The following is an 18,837-nucleotide window of genomic DNA, read 5'->3' as shown; positions in this document are numbered from 1 at the left end:
CGGGTTTTGCCAATAAAAATCACCTCACCAATTATTTGATGAGGTAATCATAACTTGGATTTAGTTAGTTTGATAGTCGGTCAGTTATTTGGTGCTTACGTTCAGATATCTTTCAATACTGATTACTGTAGTTTTGATGTTTAAAAAGTGCGTTAAAAAACACAACAGCCTTATTTGAAAAACGTTAGCTTTAAAACAACTATTTCATTTTACAGCTAATGGTGCTACCATAGTTAATGTTAGCTTGCTAACAAAGGAAGGAAAACTGATGCAAGAAAACTACGGTAAGGCAATCAAATTTGCAACGAATCAAATGAATAAATCTTTATCTGAGTACGCCAAACAATTTGGGTTGACCGGGGTACAAATGTCGGTCATTGACTTTATCGGTGTGCAAGGTAGTGTTTTGCAACGGGATATTGAAGCCGAATTTAACATTAAACGGTCCACTGCTACCTTAATCTTGCAGCGAATGGAAAAATCTGGATTAATTCAACAACGGCGTGCTACTACGGATAAGCGGCAAAAGGAAGTCTGCTTGGCCCCAAAAGCCATCAGCCTGTATGATCGCGTGTCGGCTTACATTCAACAGCAGCAACAAGCCATTGACGGCCAGTTCAGTTTGGAGACACGCCAAGCTTTTCTAGAGGTATTGCGCTTTTTTATTAAGTTAAATGGAGGGGAAGAAAATGTCTGAAAAAATTGCCGCTAAAACTATTGGGGCGGTGGTCGCAACTGGTTTAATGTCGTTTAGTGGGGTGATCGTGGAAACCGCAATGAATATTACGTTTCCCACTTTAATGCGCGAGTTTCATGTGAGCACTACGACAGTGCAGTGGATGACCACATTGTATTTATTGGTAGTGGCGTCGATCGTACCGTTATCGGCAACTTTGAAACGGCGCTTCAAGACTAAATCTTTATTTCTCTTTGCCATTACCATGTTTATTTTAGGAGTGATCTTAGACGGATTGGCGCCACAATTTTGGGTCTTGCTACTTGGCCGCGCAGTTCAAGGTATGGGCACCGGGGTGGCATTACCATTAATGTTTAATATTATTTTGGAACAAGTACCGCAAAGCCGTATTGGAATGATGATGGGTTTTGGTACCTTGATTACTGGGATTGCACCGGCGATCGGGCCAACTTTTGGTGGTTTAGTGGTTTCTACTATGTCTTGGCGCTTTATTTTCGCTTTCTTGTTGCCAATTTTGATCATTGCTTTAATTTTAGGATTGACTTGTATTACCCAAACTGGTGAGCAAGTGATTGCACCAGTTGATTTAGGCAGTGTGGTGCTGATCATTATTGCTTTTTGCGGTTTGATCTGGGGGATTGCTAATCTAGGTAGTGTTGCCAGCATTATCGCTTTAGTTATTGGTTTAGTGGCCCTAGTTGGTTTTAGTGTTCGGTCATTGCGACAGGATAATCCAATTATTCAATTGCATTTGTTTGCCAACCGTTATTTTACAGGGCATGTGCTCAGCTTTATCTTTTTACAAATTACTGCATTAGGGTTGTCCTTTGTTTTACCAAATTATATGCAATTAGTTAACGGTCGTTCGGCATTGATTGCAGGCTTAATGGTATTGCCAGGTGCTGCATTAGGAGGAATTTTAGCACCGATCTCCGGGCGACTATATGATCATTTTGGCGCCAAACGAATTTTATTATCTGGTAGTATTGTGGTCGCTATCGGGTTACTTGGCCTTACAATATTTGGCCGGCGGCTAACACCAATAGCAATTAGTGGCTGGTACCTTATCTACATGTTGGGAATCGGAACGATCATGGGTAACATGATGACTAACGGCTTGCGTCAAATTAAACAGGATCAGGCCGCTGACGGTAACGCTATTTTCACTACTATGCAGCAGTTTGCGGCAGCATTAGGCACTAGTTTAGCTGCTATGATCGTAGCCGTTGGTCAAAGAAGCACTGCGTCACAGGCTGTGGGGACAGCAATTGGTGCCGCTAACGCATTTTTGCTGTTATTAGGTTTAACTATTTTAGAATTGGTGATCATGCTGGTAGTTTTACGGAAAGCTAAATAGGACGCAGAATTTGAGTGTGTTTATATTTTTAGTTTGTTAGCATATCGGTTTTTATAGTTGTGCTGAATAAATAAAAGATCCTTAATCGCGGCGAAAAGCCACCATTAAGGATCTTTTTATAATCATCAAGTCTGTTTAAAAATAGCCTGTGCTAGCTGTGCAATCGTATTTCTGAAGGGAGCCTTCAACTGTTGGTGAGTAAACAAGCTGACGTCATTATGGTAATCGACCGGAATACTGTGTAATTCTGGAAAATAGCAGAAAGCGGACCACTTATCCAGAATAGTAAAGCCGTGACCCATGCCGACCTTTGCTAAGGCGGCATTTAAATCTTCTTCAGGGGCTAATTTTGGTTGAAAGCCGTAATGTTTGCAGATCAACGTATCTGCTAAGGCCGCGGAGCGCCGTGATTGGTTGGATACACTGTACATCGTTTTATCGGCAAAATCCGTTATTTTTGGAGTGCCAGGTTTTGATCCAAATAAATATTGGGCATAAACGACGACTTTTTGAACGGTACACAGTTTGGTTTCTGACACATATTGATTTGTACCCAAGTCTGAAGCTAAGCGGTTAGGCATCGACAGCACCATATCTAGCTTACTATTACTTAACGCTTCGATCAGCGCATCTTCTGGCATTGGCAAAATAGTTAAGGTCAGTTGCGGGAAGATTTCTTTTAGGCGCTGTTCCAGTTCATGTAATCGTTCATAAATGGCCCAATCTTTCAGAATACCCAGTGAAAGATTTAATGTTGCATCTGCCTGAACATGATAATGTCGTTTCAAGGCACTAAGTTGCGCAAAGGTTTTGGCAAAGAATTCATAGTATTCTTCGCCAGCTGGGGTTAAGGCCATTCCGGTATGGGAGCGGGTTAATAGAGTAACACCTAAATCACGTTCTAGGGCAGTTAATTGCTTACTAATTGCTGGTGCAGAAACAAATAATTCCCGCGAACTTTGGGCAACACTTTTAGTTTGTGCCACGGATAAAAAGTACTCAATTTGTAATGGATTCATTGCTAAATGACTCATTAAATTCACTTCTTCACATACATTAACGATTTAGTTAAGAGGGGGCTAACCTGATCGAATATTTTCTATTTCTCAACTTAACATATAATGAAGTTGTGAGCAAGTGATTCTGAATAAAAGCTGAAGCCGCTTTATAATATTGAAATTTTGCCTATACAGGTCTGTGATTTTAGTTCAAACAGCCTAGAAAATTGTTTGGATCAGCATTTGATTGATGAAGATCACTGAAAGTATAATAACATTTTCATTTGGTAGGTTGCTAAGGCCAATTAACGCTAAGCTTATTTTTCACATAATTGCCGGCACCAATGGGAATTACTTAAGTAACCGGGGGGATGGCTTGCTCGAGGCCAACAGTGAAGTACAGGTCCTTTTTTGAAAGCGCTTTATAAGGTAGGCAGTAACGGTAATTTATAATTGACAGCAAAAATTTTAATTAAGGAGTGTTAGATATGAAAGTACTAGGAATTTCTTTTGGGACTAAGGGTGGGACCAACGATTCATTATGTGTTGAGGCCTTGGAAGGTGCTCAGGATGCTGGGGCCGAAGTCGAATTCATCCAAATGTCGACCTTGAATATTTTACATTGTACTGGCTGTGTAACCTGTTCACGGGTGCTACTGTCTGGAAAGGGCAATACTTGTATTTTAAATGACGATTTTAACTGGCTACTGGATAAAATGTTAGACGCTGATGGAATCGTTATCAGCGATCCGATTTTCGAAGAAGGCGCTTCTGGTTTATTCCATACGTTGATGGACCGTTTTGGACCGCGGTTAGATCGGGGCAATAACATTATTAATGATAAGATTGCTGCACAAACTGGTGGTAAAATGACGGATCCGCGAATTTTGCAAGATAAAGTGATCTCTTATATGGGTGTTGGCGGTTCCGAATGGGGAACCCGAGTTCAAGTGGAACACGCAATGCATGCTTTGACAACTATGTGGAAGGTAATCGACAATAAGTGGTTTCCATGGGCCAAAGGTATTTTAATGGATGACCAACGTTTAGCTGAAGTTCGGCAGGTAGGCACTAATATTGCCAAGGCCGCAGCTGATATTGCGCATGCGACTTATCAAGGAAAACCAGGTGTTTGCCCGCATTGCCACAGTAACCTATTCTACTTGGATCCTGATAATGGCACCGCCACTTGTTCTGAATGTGGCATTGTTGGCAAGTTAGATATGGTTGCGGGCAAGCCAAAATTTAGCTTCCCAGATGAACAACTTGAAAAGGCCCACGATACCTTATCCGGTAAATTCATTCACGGCAATGATATTAAGGATAAAATCGAGGGCGAATTCCTTAAAACAATGAAGACACCGGAATATAAAGAACGTAAGAAAGGCTATCGGCATTTTATTAAAGCGATAAAACCTGCCAAAGCCAAAGCGGTCGCTTCAAAATAAGGAGGAAAAATAAATGAAACCGAGCAGAAAACAGATTCTGATAATCAATTTGGTCAATAATATTCCATTAGCAGTGGTTATTTCTACAGTGGCACCGGTGATTGCAAATATGAAACTTGATCTGGTGAACTGGTTAACAAATGTATTTCTAGCTTTCTTGTTTGCATGCTTAGTCAGTTTTGTTTTTCCAATTCAAAAAATTGCGGTTCAACTACCGCGGCATTTGCACATTCAAAATCCTAAAGGTGGCTTAGGCAGATTAGTGGCTAATGTGCCGTTGAGTTTTCTATATGTTTTTGTGATCGGCTTTGTTTTAAATCTGTATAATGTGCGCGCCTTTCCAGATTTTCTATTTGCGTTTATTGGTACTTTCTTACCAATTTACGTTGTCACGTATATTTTATCGTTGGGGACTAATTTAGTCGCAGAATGGTTGGCCTTTGGTACCTCGCGGTAAACACAGATTCACTGAATAAACAGGCTTATAAATTTAATTAACTAAAAATATGAGGGTAATCATTATGAAAAAAATCGAAACACAGGTTGTGGTGATTGGTTCTGGGTCGTCAGGGATCAGCGCTGCGATGCAATTAGTTGAACATCACGTTAGCTTTGTGCTACTCGAAAAAGGCGATAAGATCGGTGGGGCCGGTAAATTTGGGGCCCATGGGGTTTACGGCGTTGATAGCGCTGATCAAAAAAAGCAACATGTGAATTATCATTTTTCAGAGGCTTTACAGGATATGACCCAGCAAAGTCATTACTTGGTCAATGGACCGTTAATAAGCCGGGTACTGAAGAAATCTGCCACAACCATTGACTGGATGAAACAGTTTGGCCTAGCCACCAGCTTAACGCCAAATGCGCAACCCGCGCATTTAAATGATCAACCGATCTATCATGAATTTGATTCATTTGCCGAGCGTCTTACTGCTTGGGATAAAATGGCTGCAATTGCTAAAAAAGCTGGCAATCAAATTCTAACGGAAACCGCGGGGATCGATTTAGACTATGGGGTCAATGGTTTAAAGGCGGTTATTGCCAGGCATAAAGATGAAGGACCTATTCGGATCACTTGCCAAGCAGTGATCATCGGCGATGGTGGTTATCCGGGTAATCCAGAGATGATGCGGACTGCTTTTAAAGATGCCGACGAGCTTATGAACTTAGGTGAACGCAAAGCAACTGGTGATGGCATCGCGATGGTACAGCGAATCGGTGGTGATACTCAGCATAATCCAATTCTTTTTGCCCATGGATGTGCACCAAGTTTTAACGTCAATCCGATGAAACGGCAAAATGCAGTGGAGGCTTTGACTAACTTGCCGTTGCTCTGGGTGAACAAGATCGGTCAACGGTTTACCAATGAAGAAGTTGTTTACGACTTTGCTCAATGGGGCAACGTGGCCCATGCTGAAGGCGGTTATTATTACTTGATTTTCGATCAAAAAACCGTTGCTGACTTTAAGCAACAACAGGTGAACTGGGAAGATGCCTTTTCGCGGCAATTTACTGAGCCAGGTAATAAACCTATTTTAACTGTCGGGCCATTAACAACATTAGAACAAGATATTGACCAAGTGATTGCGGCCGGAGATGCTGTCAAAGCCGATTCTGTAGCCGCTTTAGCTGAAAAAATCAACGTACCGGCAGTTCAGTTGCAACAAACCTTGGCCACCTATAATCAAGCCATTGCTGACCAAGCTGATTCACAGTTCGCTAAGCAGACGAAGTTTCTCCAGTTTAACGTAGCTGCTGGTCCATTTTATGCCGTCAAAGAACGTTGTGCTATTTTAGGTACGCTAAATGGGGTCAACGTGAATGCTGATCTGGAGGCATTACGCGCTGACCGAACACCGATCAAAGGAGTTTACGTTGTGGGTAATAATGCTAATGGCTTGTATTCAGATGCATATTCTAACTTTGAAGGAATCGCCAATGGCTTTGCTTGGATTTCCGGGCGGCTAGCTGCTGATGGTGCGGCGCATTATTTAGCAGCCCAGGCAGCAGCAAAAGATGTTGTAACACAACAATAAATAGAATAGGTGTGACAATAATATGAAAATTCTTGAAATTGTTGGGACTAACGCGCCCAAATCTTATAACCGAACTTTATTGGCTTATATGCAAAAACGCTATGGCAGCGCCAATAAAGAAATCTCGTTGTTAGAAATAAACAATATTCCGTTATTTAATGAAGCTTTCTTCACGCAGGAGCGGCCAGCTGTCGTCCAAGATCTATATGATCAAGTGGATACTGCCGATGGGTTAATTATTTCTACACCGGAATATGATCACGCCATTACGGCTGCTTTAAAGAGTGTTATGGAGTGGCTGTCTTGCGAAAAAGAATTGATGCTTCAAAAACCAGTCATGTTAGTAGGTACTTCACTAGGTGTTCAAGGGACTTCGCGGGCACAGGATAACTTGCGCCAGATCTTAAATTCACCTGGATTGGCCGCCAAAGTCATGGCTGGCAATGAATTTTTACTCGGCTTGGGTAAACAAAAATTTAATGAAAAGGGGCAATTGATCGATCAGGGAACCATCGCTTTCCTAGATGAATGTTTTGATCAATTTCTCGAATTAACACAAGCTAACTAATATGGAGGTTTTTAAAATGACGTTAAAAGATAAAGTTGCATTAGTGACTGGTGCCGCCCAAGGTATTGGTTTTGCCATCAGTGAAGAATTTGCAAAACAAGGCGCTAATGTTGTATTAGCCGACTATAACGATCAAGTAAAAGCAACGGCTGCTAAATTGGCTGCTAAATCCACTGGCGAGGTGATTGGGGTCGTAATGAACATCACGGATAATGCCAGCATTCAAGCGGGACTAGACCAGACGATGACCCAATTTGGCCGTTTAGACTATGTGGTCAACAATGCTGGTGGCGGTGTGCTGAAGCCATTTGCTGAATTAACCGATGCTGATTTTGACAAAACGGTCAATTTAGATCTGCGGGGGACATTCCAATGTATGCGGGCTGAACTTAAGCTATTCTTGAAACAAGGTTTTGGTTCTATCGTTAATGCTGGCGCGTTAGGCAGTATTTATAATCCAGGGGGAATGGGCGCTTATAATGCGGCTAAAAATGGGATCATGGGAATGACCCAAGCCGCAGCGATTGATTATGCCGATCAGAATATTCGCGTTAATTGTGTTGCTCCGGGGCTAACTAAGACACCTTTAAACGCAGGGGGCTTCTTGGAAAAAATTTTACCAACCGTCCCAATGAAGCGTGCCGAAACTGCGGATGAAGTCGCTAAGGTCTATGTTTTTGTTGCCAGTCAAGCCACGTTCATGACTGGGCAAACGATTTTAAATGACGGTGGTGTTTCGGTCGGTTTGAAATAGGAGGCGCTGGATATGTTTCCGAAAAAGCAAAATTATGATGTGATCATTGTTGGCGCAGGCCTATCTGGCTTGGCCGCAGCAGTTAGCGCACGTGAAAAAAAATTGGCCGTTTTGGTACTTGAAAAAGGCCGCTCTTTAGGCGGCAACGGTAACTATGTTGAAGGTGCAATGGGCGTTGATAGCTATTTACAAAAGGCCAATAACATCAACATTAGTAAAGGTAAATTATTGCGGGATGAATTGACTTACTCCCATTACGAAGCCAACGCACCACATTTGAAGAAGTTAATTGATGGAAGTGGCGCCATGATTGATTGGCTTCACCGCTTAGGTGTTGAATTTACCAAGGTCGGGCCCCAAGGTGATAGCTGGCCAACCATTCATACTTTTGCTGGCGGTGGGCATGCGGCGGTTACCAAACTCTACGAAAAGGCGGTCGCGGCCGGTGCCGAGATCATCACCAGCATTCGCGCACAAAAAGTTTTGACTAGTAATGGTGCGGTCAGTGGGTTAACGGTTACCAATGAATCCACTGGGCAGGAACGTGACCTGCAAACTACCAATATTCTGTTGGCGACTGGTGGCTACGTGGACAATCCAAAACTGGTTCAGCAGCGCACCCCCTTATCTCAGCGACTATTGGCCGTCAGTAATGGGAAGGCCACTGGTGACGGCTTACGACTAGCTTGGGCCACTGGCGCTGAACATTACCAAATGGGCGCTATTCAATATGGTGGTGGCGCGATTTACGATAAGGTTAATCCGCCGTATGTCCATATGGCGTCGCAATTAGCCGCTGCCGCCACCCAGGAAGCAATTCTCTGGGTTAATGAGCGTGGGGAACGGTTCGTTAATGAAGACGTTAACGACAACATGTGTCACGCCGGTAGTGCGATTTTAACCCAAGCGCGGGTATTTTCAATTTTAGATCAAAACGCCGTCGATCATTTAACGGATGTTGGCTTATACAAAGAAGTCGGTAACTCGCCGATTTCGCCAAAGACTTTTGCAGCCTTAAAACAGGAAATTGATCAAGACCTAGCCAAAGGGCAGCGCTACTTAACTCAAGCCGACACAATTGCTGATTTAGCTGATCAATTAAATTTGCCCCAGTTAGAGCACACTATTATGCATTACAATGCGTTGGCCACGGCCGGCGCCGATACTGATTTTGGTAAACAGGCCGCTTACCTAACGGCAGTTACCACCGGTCCATTTTATGCCGTTGAACTCGGTGTTGGGATGGCCTGTGCGTTAGGGGGGCTGCGGGTTGATAATGACAATCGTGTTTTAAACGATCACGGTTATCCGTTAATAGGCTTGTACGCTGTCGGCAACGATGCTGCAGGAATGCTGGTTGGGGATACTTATGCGGTTACCTTACCAGGTAGCACTGCAGGCTACGCTGTTTTCTCAGGGCGTAATGCGATTTTAAATATTGCCGCAACTACTAATCGTTAAGCAGCAAAACTGAGTTTTAGTCTAGCTATGTTTCTAGTCGCTTTACTAGCCGTTTTATACGGTGGTAGAGCGTTTTTTTGTGAGAACAGCTTGTGCGCCTAATTACAGTGCTCAGGTTGTTTTGATATAAAATGATTTACGCAATTAGATCATAGTAAGCCTGATCAGTTGTGCTGTGTGGTAGCTAGTATAAGTCAGTGCCTCGGTGATCGATTAATGGAATACACCATATTATATAGTAACTTTAGATTAAATTTGCCAGGCCAGCATTAACTATAAACAAAAAATATTGCTTTTAGGACGTGAAACGTTGTATGATACTTTTTGTTGTGTTATCTGCTGAAATCAAGTGTTGGTAAGCGTAAGCTTTTTTCAAAAAAAGCTTGCAGTACCAAGTGTCTTCTCGTATAATAGACAAGGTGCTGATTTCTAAGAAAGACAGCCCCTAGGGAAACCTAGAATTAGCAATGATGTGGAAGGTTGCGACACACCCGGCCGCTTTGCCATGGCAGAGTGTATTGGGAATTTTCACGGAGCTAGTTTATTTTTAAAATGAACGAAGGAGGGAAAAAACATGGCAAAACAAAAGATTCGCATTCGCCTAAAGGCTTACGAACATCGTATCTTAGATCAATCTGCTGAAAAGATTGTCGAGACAGCAAAACGGACAGGTGCTACGATCTCTGGTCCAATTCCGTTGCCAACGGAACGGACACTATATACCGTTATCCGGGCAACACATAAGTTTAAGGATTCACGTGAACAATTTGAAATGCGCACCCACAAACGTTTGATCGACATCATCAATCCAACACCTAAAACGGTTGACGCTTTGATGAAGTTAGACTTACCAAGTGGTGTGGATATCGAAATTAAATTATAGTTCAAATACAATTAAATTGGAGGTGTACTCATGACCAGAAAAGGAATCTTAGGAACAAAAGTAGGTATGACGCAAGTCTTCACTGACAATGGCGAATTGATCCCAGTTACTGTTATTCTCGCAACACCTAACGTGGTATTGCAAGTAAAAACACCAGAAACTGACGGTTACGAAGCTGTTCAAGTCGGTTTTCAGGACAAGCGTGAAGTTTTATCAAACAAACCTGCTAAGGGTCATGTTGCAAAAGCAAATACGACTCCTAAGCGCTTCATTCGAGAATTTCGCGATGTAGACTTAGGAGCTATCAAGGTCGGCGATGAAATCAAAGTTGATACATTCGAGGCTGGCGAAATCGTCGACGTCACGGGTACAACAAAAGGTCATGGTTTCCAAGGTGTTATCAAGAAGAATAACCAACATCGTGGACCTATGGCGCATGGTTCTCGTTACCATCGTCGTCCTGGTTCATTAGGTGCGATCATTAACCGGGTATTCCCAGGAAAACAACTACCAGGCCGCATGGGTAACAATACCGTTACCATTCAAAACTTAGAAGTCGTTCGTGTTGATACAGACCGTAATGTGATCTTGATCAAGGGTAATGTCCCTGGTGCTAAGAAGTCATTAATTACGATCAAAGATGCTGTTAAAGCAGCTAAATAAATCAGGAAGGGAGGATTACAAATGCCAAATGTAGCATTATACAAACAAGATGGCAGCCAAAATGGCGACGTTCAATTGAACGATGAAATTTTTGGTATTGCCCCTAACGATAACGTTGTTTTTGATGCAATCATCATGCAACGTGCATCATTACGCCAAGGTACTCATGCGGTTAAAAACCGGAGTGCTGTTCGCGGTGGTGGCCGCAAACCATGGCGTCAAAAAGGTACAGGCCGTGCTCGTCAAGGCTCGATCCGTTCACCACAATGGCGTGGCGGTGGTATTGTCTTTGGTCCTACACCACGTTCATATAGCTATAAATTACCGAAGAAGGTACGTCGCTTAGCAATTAAGTCCGTTCTTTCCCAAAAAGTGATTGATGGTAACATCATCGTTGTTGATGCATTCAGCTTCGAACAACCTAAAACAAAACTTTTTGCAGAAAGCCTTAAGAGCTTAGACGTACAAACTAAAGCATTAGTAGTTCTTGAAGATGGTAACGATCAAGCTGCACTTGCTGCACGTAACTTGCCAAACGTATCTGTGGTCTCTGCAGATGGTATCAACGTGCTTGATGTCGTAGCTAACGATAAATTGATCCTGACTCAAGCTGCTCTTTCTCAAGTAGAGGAGGCTCTTGCATAATGGAAGCACGCGAAGTAATTTTACGTCCATGGATCACTGAACAATCAACTAGTTTGATGGACGACAAAAAATATACGTTTGAAGTTGACGTTCGCGCTAACAAGACTCAGGTCAAGTACGCGATCGAAGAAATCTTCGACGTTAAAGTTAAAAATGTCAACATTGCAAACGTACGTGGCAAACTGAAACGCCAAGGTCGTTACGCTGGCATGACGAAGAAACGTCGTAAAGCCGTTGTTGCTTTGACTGACGATTCAAAAGAAATCACAATTTTCGAAAAATAAATCAATTATAAATTGATTCTAGGAGGGGAAACGCGTGGCGATTAGAAAATACAAACCGACGACAAACGGTCGGCGGAATATGACTGGCTCTGATTTTGCTGAAATCACCAAAACCAAGCCTGAAAAGTCATTAACCGAATATATGACAAAAACTGCGGGCCGTAATGCTCATGGCCATATCACAGTTCGTCATCGCGCCGGCGGTCACAAGCGCCAATACCGTGTGATCGACTTCAAGCGCCAAAAAGATAATGTACCTGCAATCGTTAAAGCTATTGAATACGATCCAAATCGTTCGGCTAACATTGCGTTATTACAATACACAGATGGTGTTAAAACATACATCATTGCACCAAAAGGATTAGAAGTTGGCATGCAGGTTCAATCCGGTAAAGATGCCGACATCAAAGTTGGTAATGCTTTAGCACTTGCTGATATCCCAGTTGGTACAATTATCCATAATATTGAATTAAAGCCTGGCCATGGTGCACAATTAGTTCGCTCGGCCGGTGCTTCAGCTCAGATCTTGGGTAAAGAAGGCAAATATGCTTTGGTACGCTTAGGTTCAGGCGAAGTTCGCATGATCTTACAAGTTAACCGGGCAACGATCGGTGCTGTTGGTAATGAACAACATGAGTTGATCAATATCGGTAAAGCAGGTCGTAAACGCTGGATGGGTATCCGTCCTACTGTTCGTGGTTCTGTAATGAACCCTAACGACCATCCACACGGTGGTGGTGAAGGTAAAGCGCCAATCGGCCGGCCGTCACCATTATCACCATGGGGTAAGAAAACCCTTGGTAAGAAGACTCGTAACAAGCGCAAACAATCATCGAAATTCATTGTTCGTGGCCGTAAACGGGGCAAACATTAATTCTAAAATAAATCAGTTACGCCGGAGCCCTTCTGCTAATTGCAGGAGGACATCTGCATATGCAAGTCAGCCTGTATTATTTTTCCAACTTGACCTGACTTATGAAAAGGAGGTTTCATAATGAGCCGAAGCTTAAAAAAAGGACCATTCGCTGATGACCATTTATTGAAAAAGATCGCTGCACAAGCTGATCAAGACAAGAAGACCGTTATTAAAACTTGGTCACGTCGTTCGACGATTTTCCCAAGTTTTATTGGTTACACTATTGCCGTATATGATGGACGGAAACACGTCCCAGTTTATGTGCAAGATGATATGGTCGGCCATAAATTAGGCGAATTTGTCCCAACGCGGACATTCCATGGTCACGGATCTGATGACCGTAAGACCACTGCAAAATAAGCGAGAGGAGGATCATTAAATGTCAGAACAAATTACATCAGCACGTGCCGTTGCTAAAACAGTACGGATCGCTCCTCGGAAAGCTCGCTTAGTAATGGACTTAATCCGTGGAAAGAGTGTTGCTGAAGCAATTGCAATTCTTAAATTCACCCCAAGAGGCGCTTCACCAATTATTGCTAAGGTTTTAAACTCAGCAATTGCTAACGCCGAAAATAACTTCGACTTGGATGCTGAAAGCTTGGTAGTTAGCGAAGCTTTTGTTAACGAAGGACCAACTCTGAAACGTTTCCGTCCTCGTGCCAAAGGTTCTGCTTCACCGATCAACAAACGGACCAGCCACATCACAGTCGTCGTATCTGAAAAATAAGGAGGGATAACGCGTGGGTCAAAAAATTAATCCAATCGGTTTACGAGTTGGTATTTCCCGTGATTGGGAAGCCAAATGGTACGCTGAAAAAGATTTCGGTACACTTTTAAATGAAGATTTAAAAGTCCGTAGCTTTATCGAAAAACGCTTAGCAGATGCTTCCGTATCAAAAGTAGAGATCGAACGTGCTGCTAACCGTGTTAACGTTTCAATTCACACTGCAAAACCAGGTATGGTTATTGGTAAAGGCGGTTCTGAAGTTGAAAACTTGCGTAAACAATTAAACAACTTAACCGGCAAACGGGTTCACATCAATATTGTTGAAATCAAACAACCTGATCTTGATGCTGAATTAGTTGGTGAAAGTATTGCACAACAACTTGAAGCGCGTGTCGCTTTCCGTCGTGCCATGAAACAAGCCATTCAACGTACAATGCGTGCCGGTGCTCATGGTATTAAAACCATGGTTTCTGGCCGTTTGAACGGTGCAGATATTGCCCGTAAAGAAATGTATTCTGATGGCACAGTGCCATTGCATACCTTACGTGCAGATATTGATTATTCATGGGACGAAGCCGTTACCACTTATGGTAAATTAGGCGTTAAAACTTGGATCTATCGTGGCGACATCTTACCAGGTGAAACACATGGTGATTCAATTCGGGATAACATTCCGGCTCAAAATAACCGCAATAGTCGCGGTCGTGGTGGCAACCGTGGTAATAACAACCGTGGTGGTAACCGCAACAATAACCGCAACAATGGAGCGAAAGGAGGAAACTAAACATGTTAGTACCAAAGCGTGTAAAGCATCGTCGTGAATTTCGTGGCAAGATGCGTGGCGAAGCCAAAGGCGGCAAAAACGTCGATTTTGGTGAATATGGTTTGAAAGCTTTAGATTCTTCTTGGATCTCTAACCGTCAGATCGAAGCAGCCCGTGTTGCGATCACACGTTATATGAAACGTGGTGGGAAAGTATGGATTCGTATCTTCCCGCATAAATCATATACTGAAAAAGGTATCGGTACTCGTATGGGTTCCGGGAAAGGTACACCAGCTGGCTGGGTAGCCGTTGTTAAACGTCAAAAAGTGATGTTTGAAGTAGCCGGTGTTCCGGAAGAAGTTGCACGTGAAGCCTTACGCTTAGCTGCGAACAAATTACCCGTTCGGACTAAGATCGTAGCACGTGAGGAAGTAGGTGGCGAATCAAATGAAGGCTAAAGAAATTAAAGACTTAACCACTGCTGAAATGCTTGACCGCGAAAAAGAATATAAAGAAGAACTTTTTAATCTTCGTTTCCAATTGGCTACTGGTCAATTAGAAAACACTGCGCGTTTAAAACAAGTACGTAAAAATATTGCTCGCATCAAGACTGTTTTACGTCAACAAGAATTAAACCAAGGCTAATAGCAGAGCATAGATTAAAGGAGGTCAAACATTTTGAGCGAAAAAGAAACACGTAACGCACGTAAAGTCATCCAAGGCCGTGTCGTATCCGATAAAATGGATAAAACGATCACAGTTGCGGTCGAAACGACTAAGCAGCACAGTACTTACGGCAAGCGAATTCGTTATACTAAGAAGTACTACGCTCACGACGAAAACAATGAAGCAAAAACTGGCGATATCGTCCAAATTATGGAAACTCGTCCGTTGTCTGCTAAAAAACGTTTCCGTTTAATCAAGGTCGTAGAAAAGGCAGTTATTCTATAAACTGAATTATTAACGAGAGGAGGGCTTTTCCGTGATCCAACAAGAAAGTCGTTTAAAAGTCGCTGATAATTCTGGTGCTCGTGAGATTTTAACCATCAAAATTTTAGGCGGTTCACGAGTTAAAACAGCAAATATCGGTGATATTATTGTTGCAACGGTTAAACAAGCAACACCAGGTGGCGTTGTCAAAAAAGGTGACGTTGTTAAAGCAGTCATCGTTCGTACGAAGTCAGGTGCACATCGCCCAGATGGTTCTTACATCAAATTTGATGAAAACGCAGCTGTTATCATCAATGCTGATAAGAGCCCAAGAGGAACACGTATCTTTGGACCTGTTGCCCGTGAATTACGTGACAACAACTTCATGAAGATTGTTTCTTTGGCACCAGAAGTATTGTAAGCAAACAATCTGCAAAGGAGGTTCAACCATGTTCGTAAAAACTGGCGATAAAGTTCGTGTCATCAGCGGTAAAGATAAGGGCAAGGAAGGTACTGTAACTAAAGCATTACCTAAAACTGACCAAGTCATCGTTGAAGGCGTACATGCGATCAAAAAGCATCAAAAAGCAACTAACACTAACCCACAAGGCGGTATTGTTGACGCTAATGCACCGATCCATATCTCTAACGTTATGTTGATCGATCCATCTACTAACGAACCAACTCGTGTCGGTTATAAAGTTGTCGATGGTAAAAAAGTACGTGTCTCCAAAAAATCTGGAGAAGTTATCGATAAATAATTAATTGAAAGGAGGAAAATCGTTCAATGGCTAATCGTTTAAAAGAAAGATACGTAAAAGAAATTACACCAGCAATGATGGAAAAATTCAATTACACATCCGTAATGCAAACACCAAAGGTTGAGAAGATCGTGTTGAATATGGGTGTTGGTGATGCAGTTGCAAATGCTAAAAACTTAGATAATGCAGTTGCTGAATTAAAACTGATTTCTGGTCAACAACCAATCATCACTAAAGCTAAAAAATCTATTGCCGGCTTCCGTTTACGTGAAGGAATGGCAATCGGGACTAAAGTTACGCTCCGTGGTGAACGTATGTATGACTTTTTAGATAAATTAATCAACGTTTCGTTACCTCGTGTCCGTGATTTCCATGGTGTTAGCACAAAGTCTTTTGACGGTCGTGGTAACTATACATTAGGCGTTCGGGAACAATTGATTTTCCCAGAAATCGATTATGATCAGGTTGATAAAGTTCGTGGTATGGATATCGTCATTGTTACAACTGCTAACACTGACGAAGAATCACGCGAATTACTGACACAAATCGGAATGCCATTCACAAAATAATAGGGAGGTAATATATCTTGGCTAAGAAATCAATGGTCGCTAAGCAGCAACGTCCTGCTAAATTCTCATCACAAGCTTATACTCGTTGTGAGCGTTGTGGTCGTCCACATTCAGTTTATCGTAAATTCCATTTATGCCGGATCTGCCTTCGTGAATTGGCACATGCTGGTCAAATTCCTGGCTTAAAGAAAGCTAGCTGGTAAATCTAACTTAAAGGGAGGTTAAACTAAATGGTCATGACTGATCCAATCGCAGATTACTTGACTCGTATTCGTAACGCCAACATGGTGCGCCACGAGTCACTAGAAGTACCTGCATCTAATATGCTCCGTAGTATTTCAGAGATCTTGAAGCGTGAAGGTTTTATCCGCGACTTCGAATCCGTTGAAGATGACAAACAAGGCATCATCCGCGTATTCTTGAAGTACGGTAAAGATAACGAACGTGTTATTTCCGGCCTCAAACGTATTTCAAAACCAGGTTTACGTGCTTACGTCAAAGCTGATGCTGTACCTAAGGTTTTAAACGGCTTAGGTATCGCAATCTTATCCACTTCTGAAGGTGTTCTCACTGATAAAGAAGCACGGGCTAAGAATATCGGTGGCGAAGTACTCGCCTACATCTGGTAATTATTCTAAACAATAGGGAGGTGTAACACGTGAGTCGTATCGGTTACAAAGTAATTAACGTACCTGAAAAGGTAACAGTAACTAAAACTGGTGACAGCGTCACAGTTAAAGGTCCTAAAGGTGAATTGACTCGTCAATTCAATCCGTTGATCACAATCACACAAAAAGATAATGTGATCAGTTTCGAACGTGCAGATCATGGTAAACAAAGCCGTGAATTACATGGTACAGCCCGGGCCAATTTGGCGAACATGGTGGAAGGTGTCTCCAATGGCTTCACTAAGAAGTTACAATTGGTTGGTGTCGGCTATCGTGCCCAATTGCAAGGCAAGAAATTGATTTTAAACGTTGGTTATTCCAACCCAGTTGAAATGGAAACTCCAGAAGGCATTAGTCTTGAAGTTCCTTCTAACACTGAAATCAATGTTTCAGGTATCAGTAAACAAGAAGTCGGCCAATTCGCCGCAGTTATCCGTAGCGTCCGTTCACCTGAACCTTATAAAGGTAAAGGTATTCGTTACGTTGACGAATATGTTCGTCGTAAGGAAGGTAAAACAGGTAAATAATTTTAGCCTGTTACGCCTATTTAGCAACTATCATTCGCGGTTAATTGCCGCATAATCTAACTAACAGAGGTGAACATTGTGATTTCGAAACCAGATAAGAATAAGACACGCCAAAAGCGTCATTTACGTGTCCGCGGTAAGATCTCTGGTACTGCTGAGCGCCCACGCTTGAACGTTTTCCGTTCTAATAAAAACATCTACGCACAATTAATTGATGACGTAGCGGGTGTGACGCTAGCAAGTGCCTCTACATTGGACAAAGAAGTTGAAGCAAGTTCTAAGACTGACGCTGCAAAAGCGGTTGGCGAATTGATCGCTAAACGTGCCGTTGCTGCTGGTCATGAAAATGTTGTCTTCGATCGCGGCGGCTATTTGTACCATGGCCGTGTCCAAGCTTTAGCTGAAGCTGCACGCGAAAACGGATTAGATTTTTAGGAAAAGGAGGAAAAACCATTTATGGCTAAAGCGTTTATTGATCCAAACAAGTTAGACTTGGAAGACAATGTTGTATCCATCAACCGTGTCACAAAGGTTGTCAAAGGTGGCCGTCGTTTGCGTTTTGCTGCGATCGTTATCGTTGGTGATCGGAACGGACACGTTGGCTTTGGTACCGGTAAAGCTCAAGAAGTTCCTGAAGCTATCCGTAAAGCCGTTGAAGATGCAAAGAAGAACTTGATTGAAGTACCGATTGTCGGCACAACTGTACCGCATGAAGTTATCGGTCGTTTTGGTGGTGGCCGTGTCTTGATCAAACCTGCTATTGCCGGTTCTGGTGTTGCAGCTGGTGGCGCCGTTCGTTCAATCATGGAACTTGCTGGTGTCCAAGATGTTACAAGTAAATTCTTAGGCTCACATACACCGATCAACGTTGTTCGTGCAACGATCGAAGGTCTTAAAGCCTTGCGTCGTGCTGAAAAAGTGGCTGAACTTCGCGGCATTCCAGTCGATCAATTAGAAAACTAGGAGGGCGAAATTCATGGCACAATTAAAGATCACGTTAAAGCGTAGTGCAGCACATCGTATTCCCAATCATCGTGCAATTGTTAAATCAATGGGCCTGACTAAAGTGAATAGTACAGTCACATTGCCTGACAATGAAGCCGTTCGTGGCCAATTATTCAAAATTGGTTACTTGGTTAACGTTGAAGAAGTTAAGTAACAATTATTTAGATTAAGGAGGTG

Annotated in this window: 29 protein-coding genes; 28 read left to right on the top strand and 1 reads right to left on the bottom strand. The window is 42.6% G+C overall.

The window, feature by feature from the left end; all coding sequences use genetic code 11:
• Positions 1-268 precede the first annotated feature (268 nt).
• Positions 269-697: a MarR family winged helix-turn-helix transcriptional regulator gene (locus FFM78_RS11935; protein WP_137638638.1), complete on the top strand. Its 429-nt coding sequence runs from the start codon at positions 269-271 to the stop codon at positions 695-697.
• Positions 690-2,054, top strand: coding sequence for an MFS transporter (locus FFM78_RS11930; protein WP_137638637.1), 1,365 nt, complete (start codon positions 690-692; stop codon positions 2,052-2,054). Before FFM78_RS11935 ends, FFM78_RS11930 begins: the two co-directional genes overlap by 8 nt.
• Positions 2,055-2,179: 125 nt before the next feature.
• Here the strand turns inward: FFM78_RS11930 and FFM78_RS11925 are convergent, their stop codons facing one another.
• A complete protein-coding gene (locus FFM78_RS11925; protein ID WP_137638636.1) occupies positions 2,180-3,088 on the bottom strand; it encodes a LysR family transcriptional regulator in 909 nt (302 codons plus the stop codon).
• Positions 3,089-3,540: 452 nt separating this feature from the next.
• On the opposite strand from FFM78_RS11925, the gene FFM78_RS11920 reads away from it, so the two are divergent.
• The 26 genes from FFM78_RS11920 (at position 3,541) to rpmD (ending at position 18,814) form a co-directional block, all read left to right on the top strand.
• Entirely contained in the window at positions 3,541-4,500 is a 960-nt protein-coding gene (locus FFM78_RS11920) for an NAD(P)H-dependent oxidoreductase (RefSeq protein ID WP_137638635.1), read from the top strand.
• Positions 4,501-4,513: 13 nt separating this feature from the next.
• The gene (locus FFM78_RS11915) at positions 4,514-4,957 is read left to right on the top strand and encodes a hypothetical protein (protein ID WP_137638634.1); all 444 of its coding nucleotides are present in this window, start codon (positions 4,514-4,516) and stop codon (positions 4,955-4,957) included.
• Between the two features lie 64 nt (positions 4,958-5,021).
• Positions 5,022-6,536: an FAD-dependent oxidoreductase gene (locus FFM78_RS11910; RefSeq protein WP_137638633.1), complete on the top strand. Its 1,515-nt coding sequence runs from the start codon at positions 5,022-5,024 to the stop codon at positions 6,534-6,536.
• A 22-nt stretch (positions 6,537-6,558) separates the two neighbouring features.
• Positions 6,559-7,104, top strand: coding sequence for an NADPH-dependent FMN reductase (locus FFM78_RS11905; protein ID WP_137638632.1), 546 nt, complete (start codon positions 6,559-6,561; stop codon positions 7,102-7,104).
• A 16-nt stretch (positions 7,105-7,120) separates the two neighbouring features.
• The gene (locus tag FFM78_RS11900) at positions 7,121-7,858 is read left to right on the top strand and encodes an SDR family NAD(P)-dependent oxidoreductase (protein WP_137638631.1); all 738 of its coding nucleotides are present in this window, start codon (positions 7,121-7,123) and stop codon (positions 7,856-7,858) included.
• Positions 7,859-7,870: 12 nt separating this feature from the next.
• On the top strand, positions 7,871-9,319 hold the full coding sequence (gene vprA / locus FFM78_RS11895; protein ID WP_137638630.1) for a vinyl phenol reductase: 1,449 nt from the start codon (positions 7,871-7,873) through the stop codon (positions 9,317-9,319).
• A 574-nt stretch (positions 9,320-9,893) separates the two neighbouring features.
• Complete coding sequence (gene rpsJ, locus FFM78_RS11890) at positions 9,894-10,202, top strand: 30S ribosomal protein S10 (RefSeq protein WP_010011769.1); 309 nt, start codon at positions 9,894-9,896, stop codon at positions 10,200-10,202.
• Positions 10,203-10,232: 30 nt separating this feature from the next.
• Positions 10,233-10,865 carry a 50S ribosomal protein L3 gene (gene rplC / locus FFM78_RS11885; protein WP_137638629.1) on the top strand — a complete coding sequence of 211 codons (633 nt, stop codon included), beginning with the start codon at positions 10,233-10,235 and terminating at the stop codon, positions 10,863-10,865.
• Between the two features lie 21 nt (positions 10,866-10,886).
• Entirely contained in the window at positions 10,887-11,510 is a 624-nt protein-coding gene (rplD, locus tag FFM78_RS11880; RefSeq protein ID WP_137638628.1) for a 50S ribosomal protein L4, read from the top strand.
• The gene (rplW, locus tag FFM78_RS11875; protein ID WP_137638627.1) at positions 11,510-11,794 is read left to right on the top strand and encodes a 50S ribosomal protein L23; all 285 of its coding nucleotides are present in this window, start codon (positions 11,510-11,512) and stop codon (positions 11,792-11,794) included. The genes rplD and rplW overlap by 1 nt, the downstream gene beginning before the upstream one ends.
• A 34-nt stretch (positions 11,795-11,828) precedes the next feature.
• Complete coding sequence (rplB, locus tag FFM78_RS11870; RefSeq protein WP_137638626.1) at positions 11,829-12,668, top strand: 50S ribosomal protein L2; 840 nt, start codon at positions 11,829-11,831, stop codon at positions 12,666-12,668.
• 120 nt (positions 12,669-12,788) lie between these two features.
• Positions 12,789-13,070, top strand: coding sequence for a 30S ribosomal protein S19 (rpsS, locus tag FFM78_RS11865; RefSeq protein WP_137638625.1), 282 nt, complete (start codon positions 12,789-12,791; stop codon positions 13,068-13,070).
• A 19-nt stretch (positions 13,071-13,089) separates the two neighbouring features.
• Positions 13,090-13,437 (top strand): 50S ribosomal protein L22, encoded by a 348-nt coding sequence (gene rplV / locus FFM78_RS11860; RefSeq protein WP_010011767.1) that lies wholly within the window; start codon positions 13,090-13,092, stop codon positions 13,435-13,437.
• A 13-nt stretch (positions 13,438-13,450) separates the two neighbouring features.
• Positions 13,451-14,221 carry a 30S ribosomal protein S3 gene (gene rpsC / locus FFM78_RS11855; protein WP_137638624.1) on the top strand — a complete coding sequence of 257 codons (771 nt, stop codon included), beginning with the start codon at positions 13,451-13,453 and terminating at the stop codon, positions 14,219-14,221.
• A gap of 2 nt (positions 14,222-14,223) precedes the next feature.
• Positions 14,224-14,658: a 50S ribosomal protein L16 gene (gene rplP, locus FFM78_RS11850; RefSeq protein ID WP_137638623.1), complete on the top strand. Its 435-nt coding sequence runs from the start codon at positions 14,224-14,226 to the stop codon at positions 14,656-14,658.
• Complete coding sequence (gene rpmC / locus FFM78_RS11845) at positions 14,648-14,845, top strand: 50S ribosomal protein L29 (RefSeq protein WP_010011765.1); 198 nt, start codon at positions 14,648-14,650, stop codon at positions 14,843-14,845. Before rplP ends, rpmC begins: the two co-directional genes overlap by 11 nt.
• Before the next feature lie 33 nt (positions 14,846-14,878).
• A complete protein-coding gene (gene rpsQ, locus FFM78_RS11840) occupies positions 14,879-15,151 on the top strand; it encodes a 30S ribosomal protein S17 (protein ID WP_137638622.1) in 273 nt (90 codons plus the stop codon).
• 31 nt (positions 15,152-15,182) lie between these two features.
• Positions 15,183-15,551, top strand: a complete 369-nt coding sequence (gene rplN / locus FFM78_RS11835) for a 50S ribosomal protein L14 (RefSeq protein WP_003679387.1) — start codon at positions 15,183-15,185, stop codon at positions 15,549-15,551.
• Positions 15,552-15,579: 28 nt separating this feature from the next.
• Positions 15,580-15,891, top strand: a complete 312-nt coding sequence (rplX, locus tag FFM78_RS11830; protein WP_137638621.1) for a 50S ribosomal protein L24 — start codon at positions 15,580-15,582, stop codon at positions 15,889-15,891.
• A gap of 26 nt (positions 15,892-15,917) precedes the next feature.
• On the top strand, positions 15,918-16,460 hold the full coding sequence (rplE, locus tag FFM78_RS11825) for a 50S ribosomal protein L5 (protein WP_003679383.1): 543 nt from the start codon (positions 15,918-15,920) through the stop codon (positions 16,458-16,460).
• A 17-nt stretch (positions 16,461-16,477) separates the two neighbouring features.
• Complete coding sequence (locus FFM78_RS11820; protein ID WP_010011761.1) at positions 16,478-16,663, top strand: type Z 30S ribosomal protein S14; 186 nt, start codon at positions 16,478-16,480, stop codon at positions 16,661-16,663.
• Between the two features lie 27 nt (positions 16,664-16,690).
• Entirely contained in the window at positions 16,691-17,089 is a 399-nt protein-coding gene (gene rpsH / locus FFM78_RS11815; RefSeq protein ID WP_003679380.1) for a 30S ribosomal protein S8, read from the top strand.
• Between the two features lie 29 nt (positions 17,090-17,118).
• Positions 17,119-17,655: a 50S ribosomal protein L6 gene (rplF, locus tag FFM78_RS11810; RefSeq protein ID WP_137638620.1), complete on the top strand. Its 537-nt coding sequence runs from the start codon at positions 17,119-17,121 to the stop codon at positions 17,653-17,655.
• Between the two features lie 69 nt (positions 17,656-17,724).
• Entirely contained in the window at positions 17,725-18,090 is a 366-nt protein-coding gene (gene rplR / locus FFM78_RS11805) for a 50S ribosomal protein L18 (RefSeq protein WP_306438926.1), read from the top strand.
• A gap of 21 nt (positions 18,091-18,111) precedes the next feature.
• Positions 18,112-18,618, top strand: coding sequence for a 30S ribosomal protein S5 (gene rpsE / locus FFM78_RS11800; protein WP_137638618.1), 507 nt, complete (start codon positions 18,112-18,114; stop codon positions 18,616-18,618).
• Between the two features lie 13 nt (positions 18,619-18,631).
• Positions 18,632-18,814, top strand: a complete 183-nt coding sequence (rpmD, locus tag FFM78_RS11795) for a 50S ribosomal protein L30 (protein ID WP_137638617.1) — start codon at positions 18,632-18,634, stop codon at positions 18,812-18,814.
• Positions 18,815-18,837 lie beyond the last annotated feature (23 nt).

Source organism: Loigolactobacillus binensis, assembly GCF_005405165.1.
Taxonomy (GTDB): Bacteria; Bacillota; Bacilli; order Lactobacillales; family Lactobacillaceae; genus Loigolactobacillus; species Loigolactobacillus binensis.
This window is presented reverse-complemented; position numbering and strand designations above follow the sequence as displayed.

Bases quoted from the DNA above. Each gene is read 5' to 3' on its own strand.
- rpsJ (WP_010011769.1), top strand. From the start codon at position 9,894: ATGGCAAAACAAAAGATTCGCATTCGCCTAAAGGCTTACGAACATCGT.
- rpmD (WP_137638617.1), top strand. From the start codon at position 18,632: ATGGCACAATTAAAGATCACGTTAAAGCGTAGTGCAGCACATCGTATT.
- rplV (WP_010011767.1), top strand. From the start codon at position 13,090: ATGTCAGAACAAATTACATCAGCACGTGCCGTTGCTAAAACAGTACGG.
- rplP (WP_137638623.1), top strand. From the start codon at position 14,224: ATGTTAGTACCAAAGCGTGTAAAGCATCGTCGTGAATTTCGTGGCAAG.
- FFM78_RS11930 (WP_137638637.1), top strand. From the start codon at position 690: ATGTCTGAAAAAATTGCCGCTAAAACTATTGGGGCGGTGGTCGCAACT.
- FFM78_RS11925 (WP_137638636.1), bottom strand. From the start codon at position 3,088: ATGAGTCATTTAGCAATGAATCCATTACAAATTGAGTACTTTTTATCC.
- FFM78_RS11905 (WP_137638632.1), top strand. From the start codon at position 6,559: ATGAAAATTCTTGAAATTGTTGGGACTAACGCGCCCAAATCTTATAAC.
- FFM78_RS11915 (WP_137638634.1), top strand. From the start codon at position 4,514: ATGAAACCGAGCAGAAAACAGATTCTGATAATCAATTTGGTCAATAAT.
- rplC (WP_137638629.1), top strand. From the start codon at position 10,233: ATGACCAGAAAAGGAATCTTAGGAACAAAAGTAGGTATGACGCAAGTC.
- rpsH (WP_003679380.1), top strand. From the start codon at position 16,691: ATGGTCATGACTGATCCAATCGCAGATTACTTGACTCGTATTCGTAAC.
- FFM78_RS11920 (WP_137638635.1), top strand. From the start codon at position 3,541: ATGAAAGTACTAGGAATTTCTTTTGGGACTAAGGGTGGGACCAACGAT.
- rplD (WP_137638628.1), top strand. From the start codon at position 10,887: ATGCCAAATGTAGCATTATACAAACAAGATGGCAGCCAAAATGGCGAC.
- rpmC (WP_010011765.1), top strand. From the start codon at position 14,648: ATGAAGGCTAAAGAAATTAAAGACTTAACCACTGCTGAAATGCTTGAC.
- rpsE (WP_137638618.1), top strand. From the start codon at position 18,112: ATGGCTAAAGCGTTTATTGATCCAAACAAGTTAGACTTGGAAGACAAT.
- FFM78_RS11900 (WP_137638631.1), top strand. From the start codon at position 7,121: ATGACGTTAAAAGATAAAGTTGCATTAGTGACTGGTGCCGCCCAAGGT.
- vprA (WP_137638630.1), top strand. From the start codon at position 7,871: ATGTTTCCGAAAAAGCAAAATTATGATGTGATCATTGTTGGCGCAGGC.
- rplW (WP_137638627.1), top strand. From the start codon at position 11,510: ATGGAAGCACGCGAAGTAATTTTACGTCCATGGATCACTGAACAATCA.
- FFM78_RS11935 (WP_137638638.1), top strand. From the start codon at position 269: ATGCAAGAAAACTACGGTAAGGCAATCAAATTTGCAACGAATCAAATG.
- rplX (WP_137638621.1), top strand. From the start codon at position 15,580: ATGTTCGTAAAAACTGGCGATAAAGTTCGTGTCATCAGCGGTAAAGAT.
- rpsS (WP_137638625.1), top strand. From the start codon at position 12,789: ATGAGCCGAAGCTTAAAAAAAGGACCATTCGCTGATGACCATTTATTG.
- rplE (WP_003679383.1), top strand. From the start codon at position 15,918: ATGGCTAATCGTTTAAAAGAAAGATACGTAAAAGAAATTACACCAGCA.
- FFM78_RS11910 (WP_137638633.1), top strand. From the start codon at position 5,022: ATGAAAAAAATCGAAACACAGGTTGTGGTGATTGGTTCTGGGTCGTCA.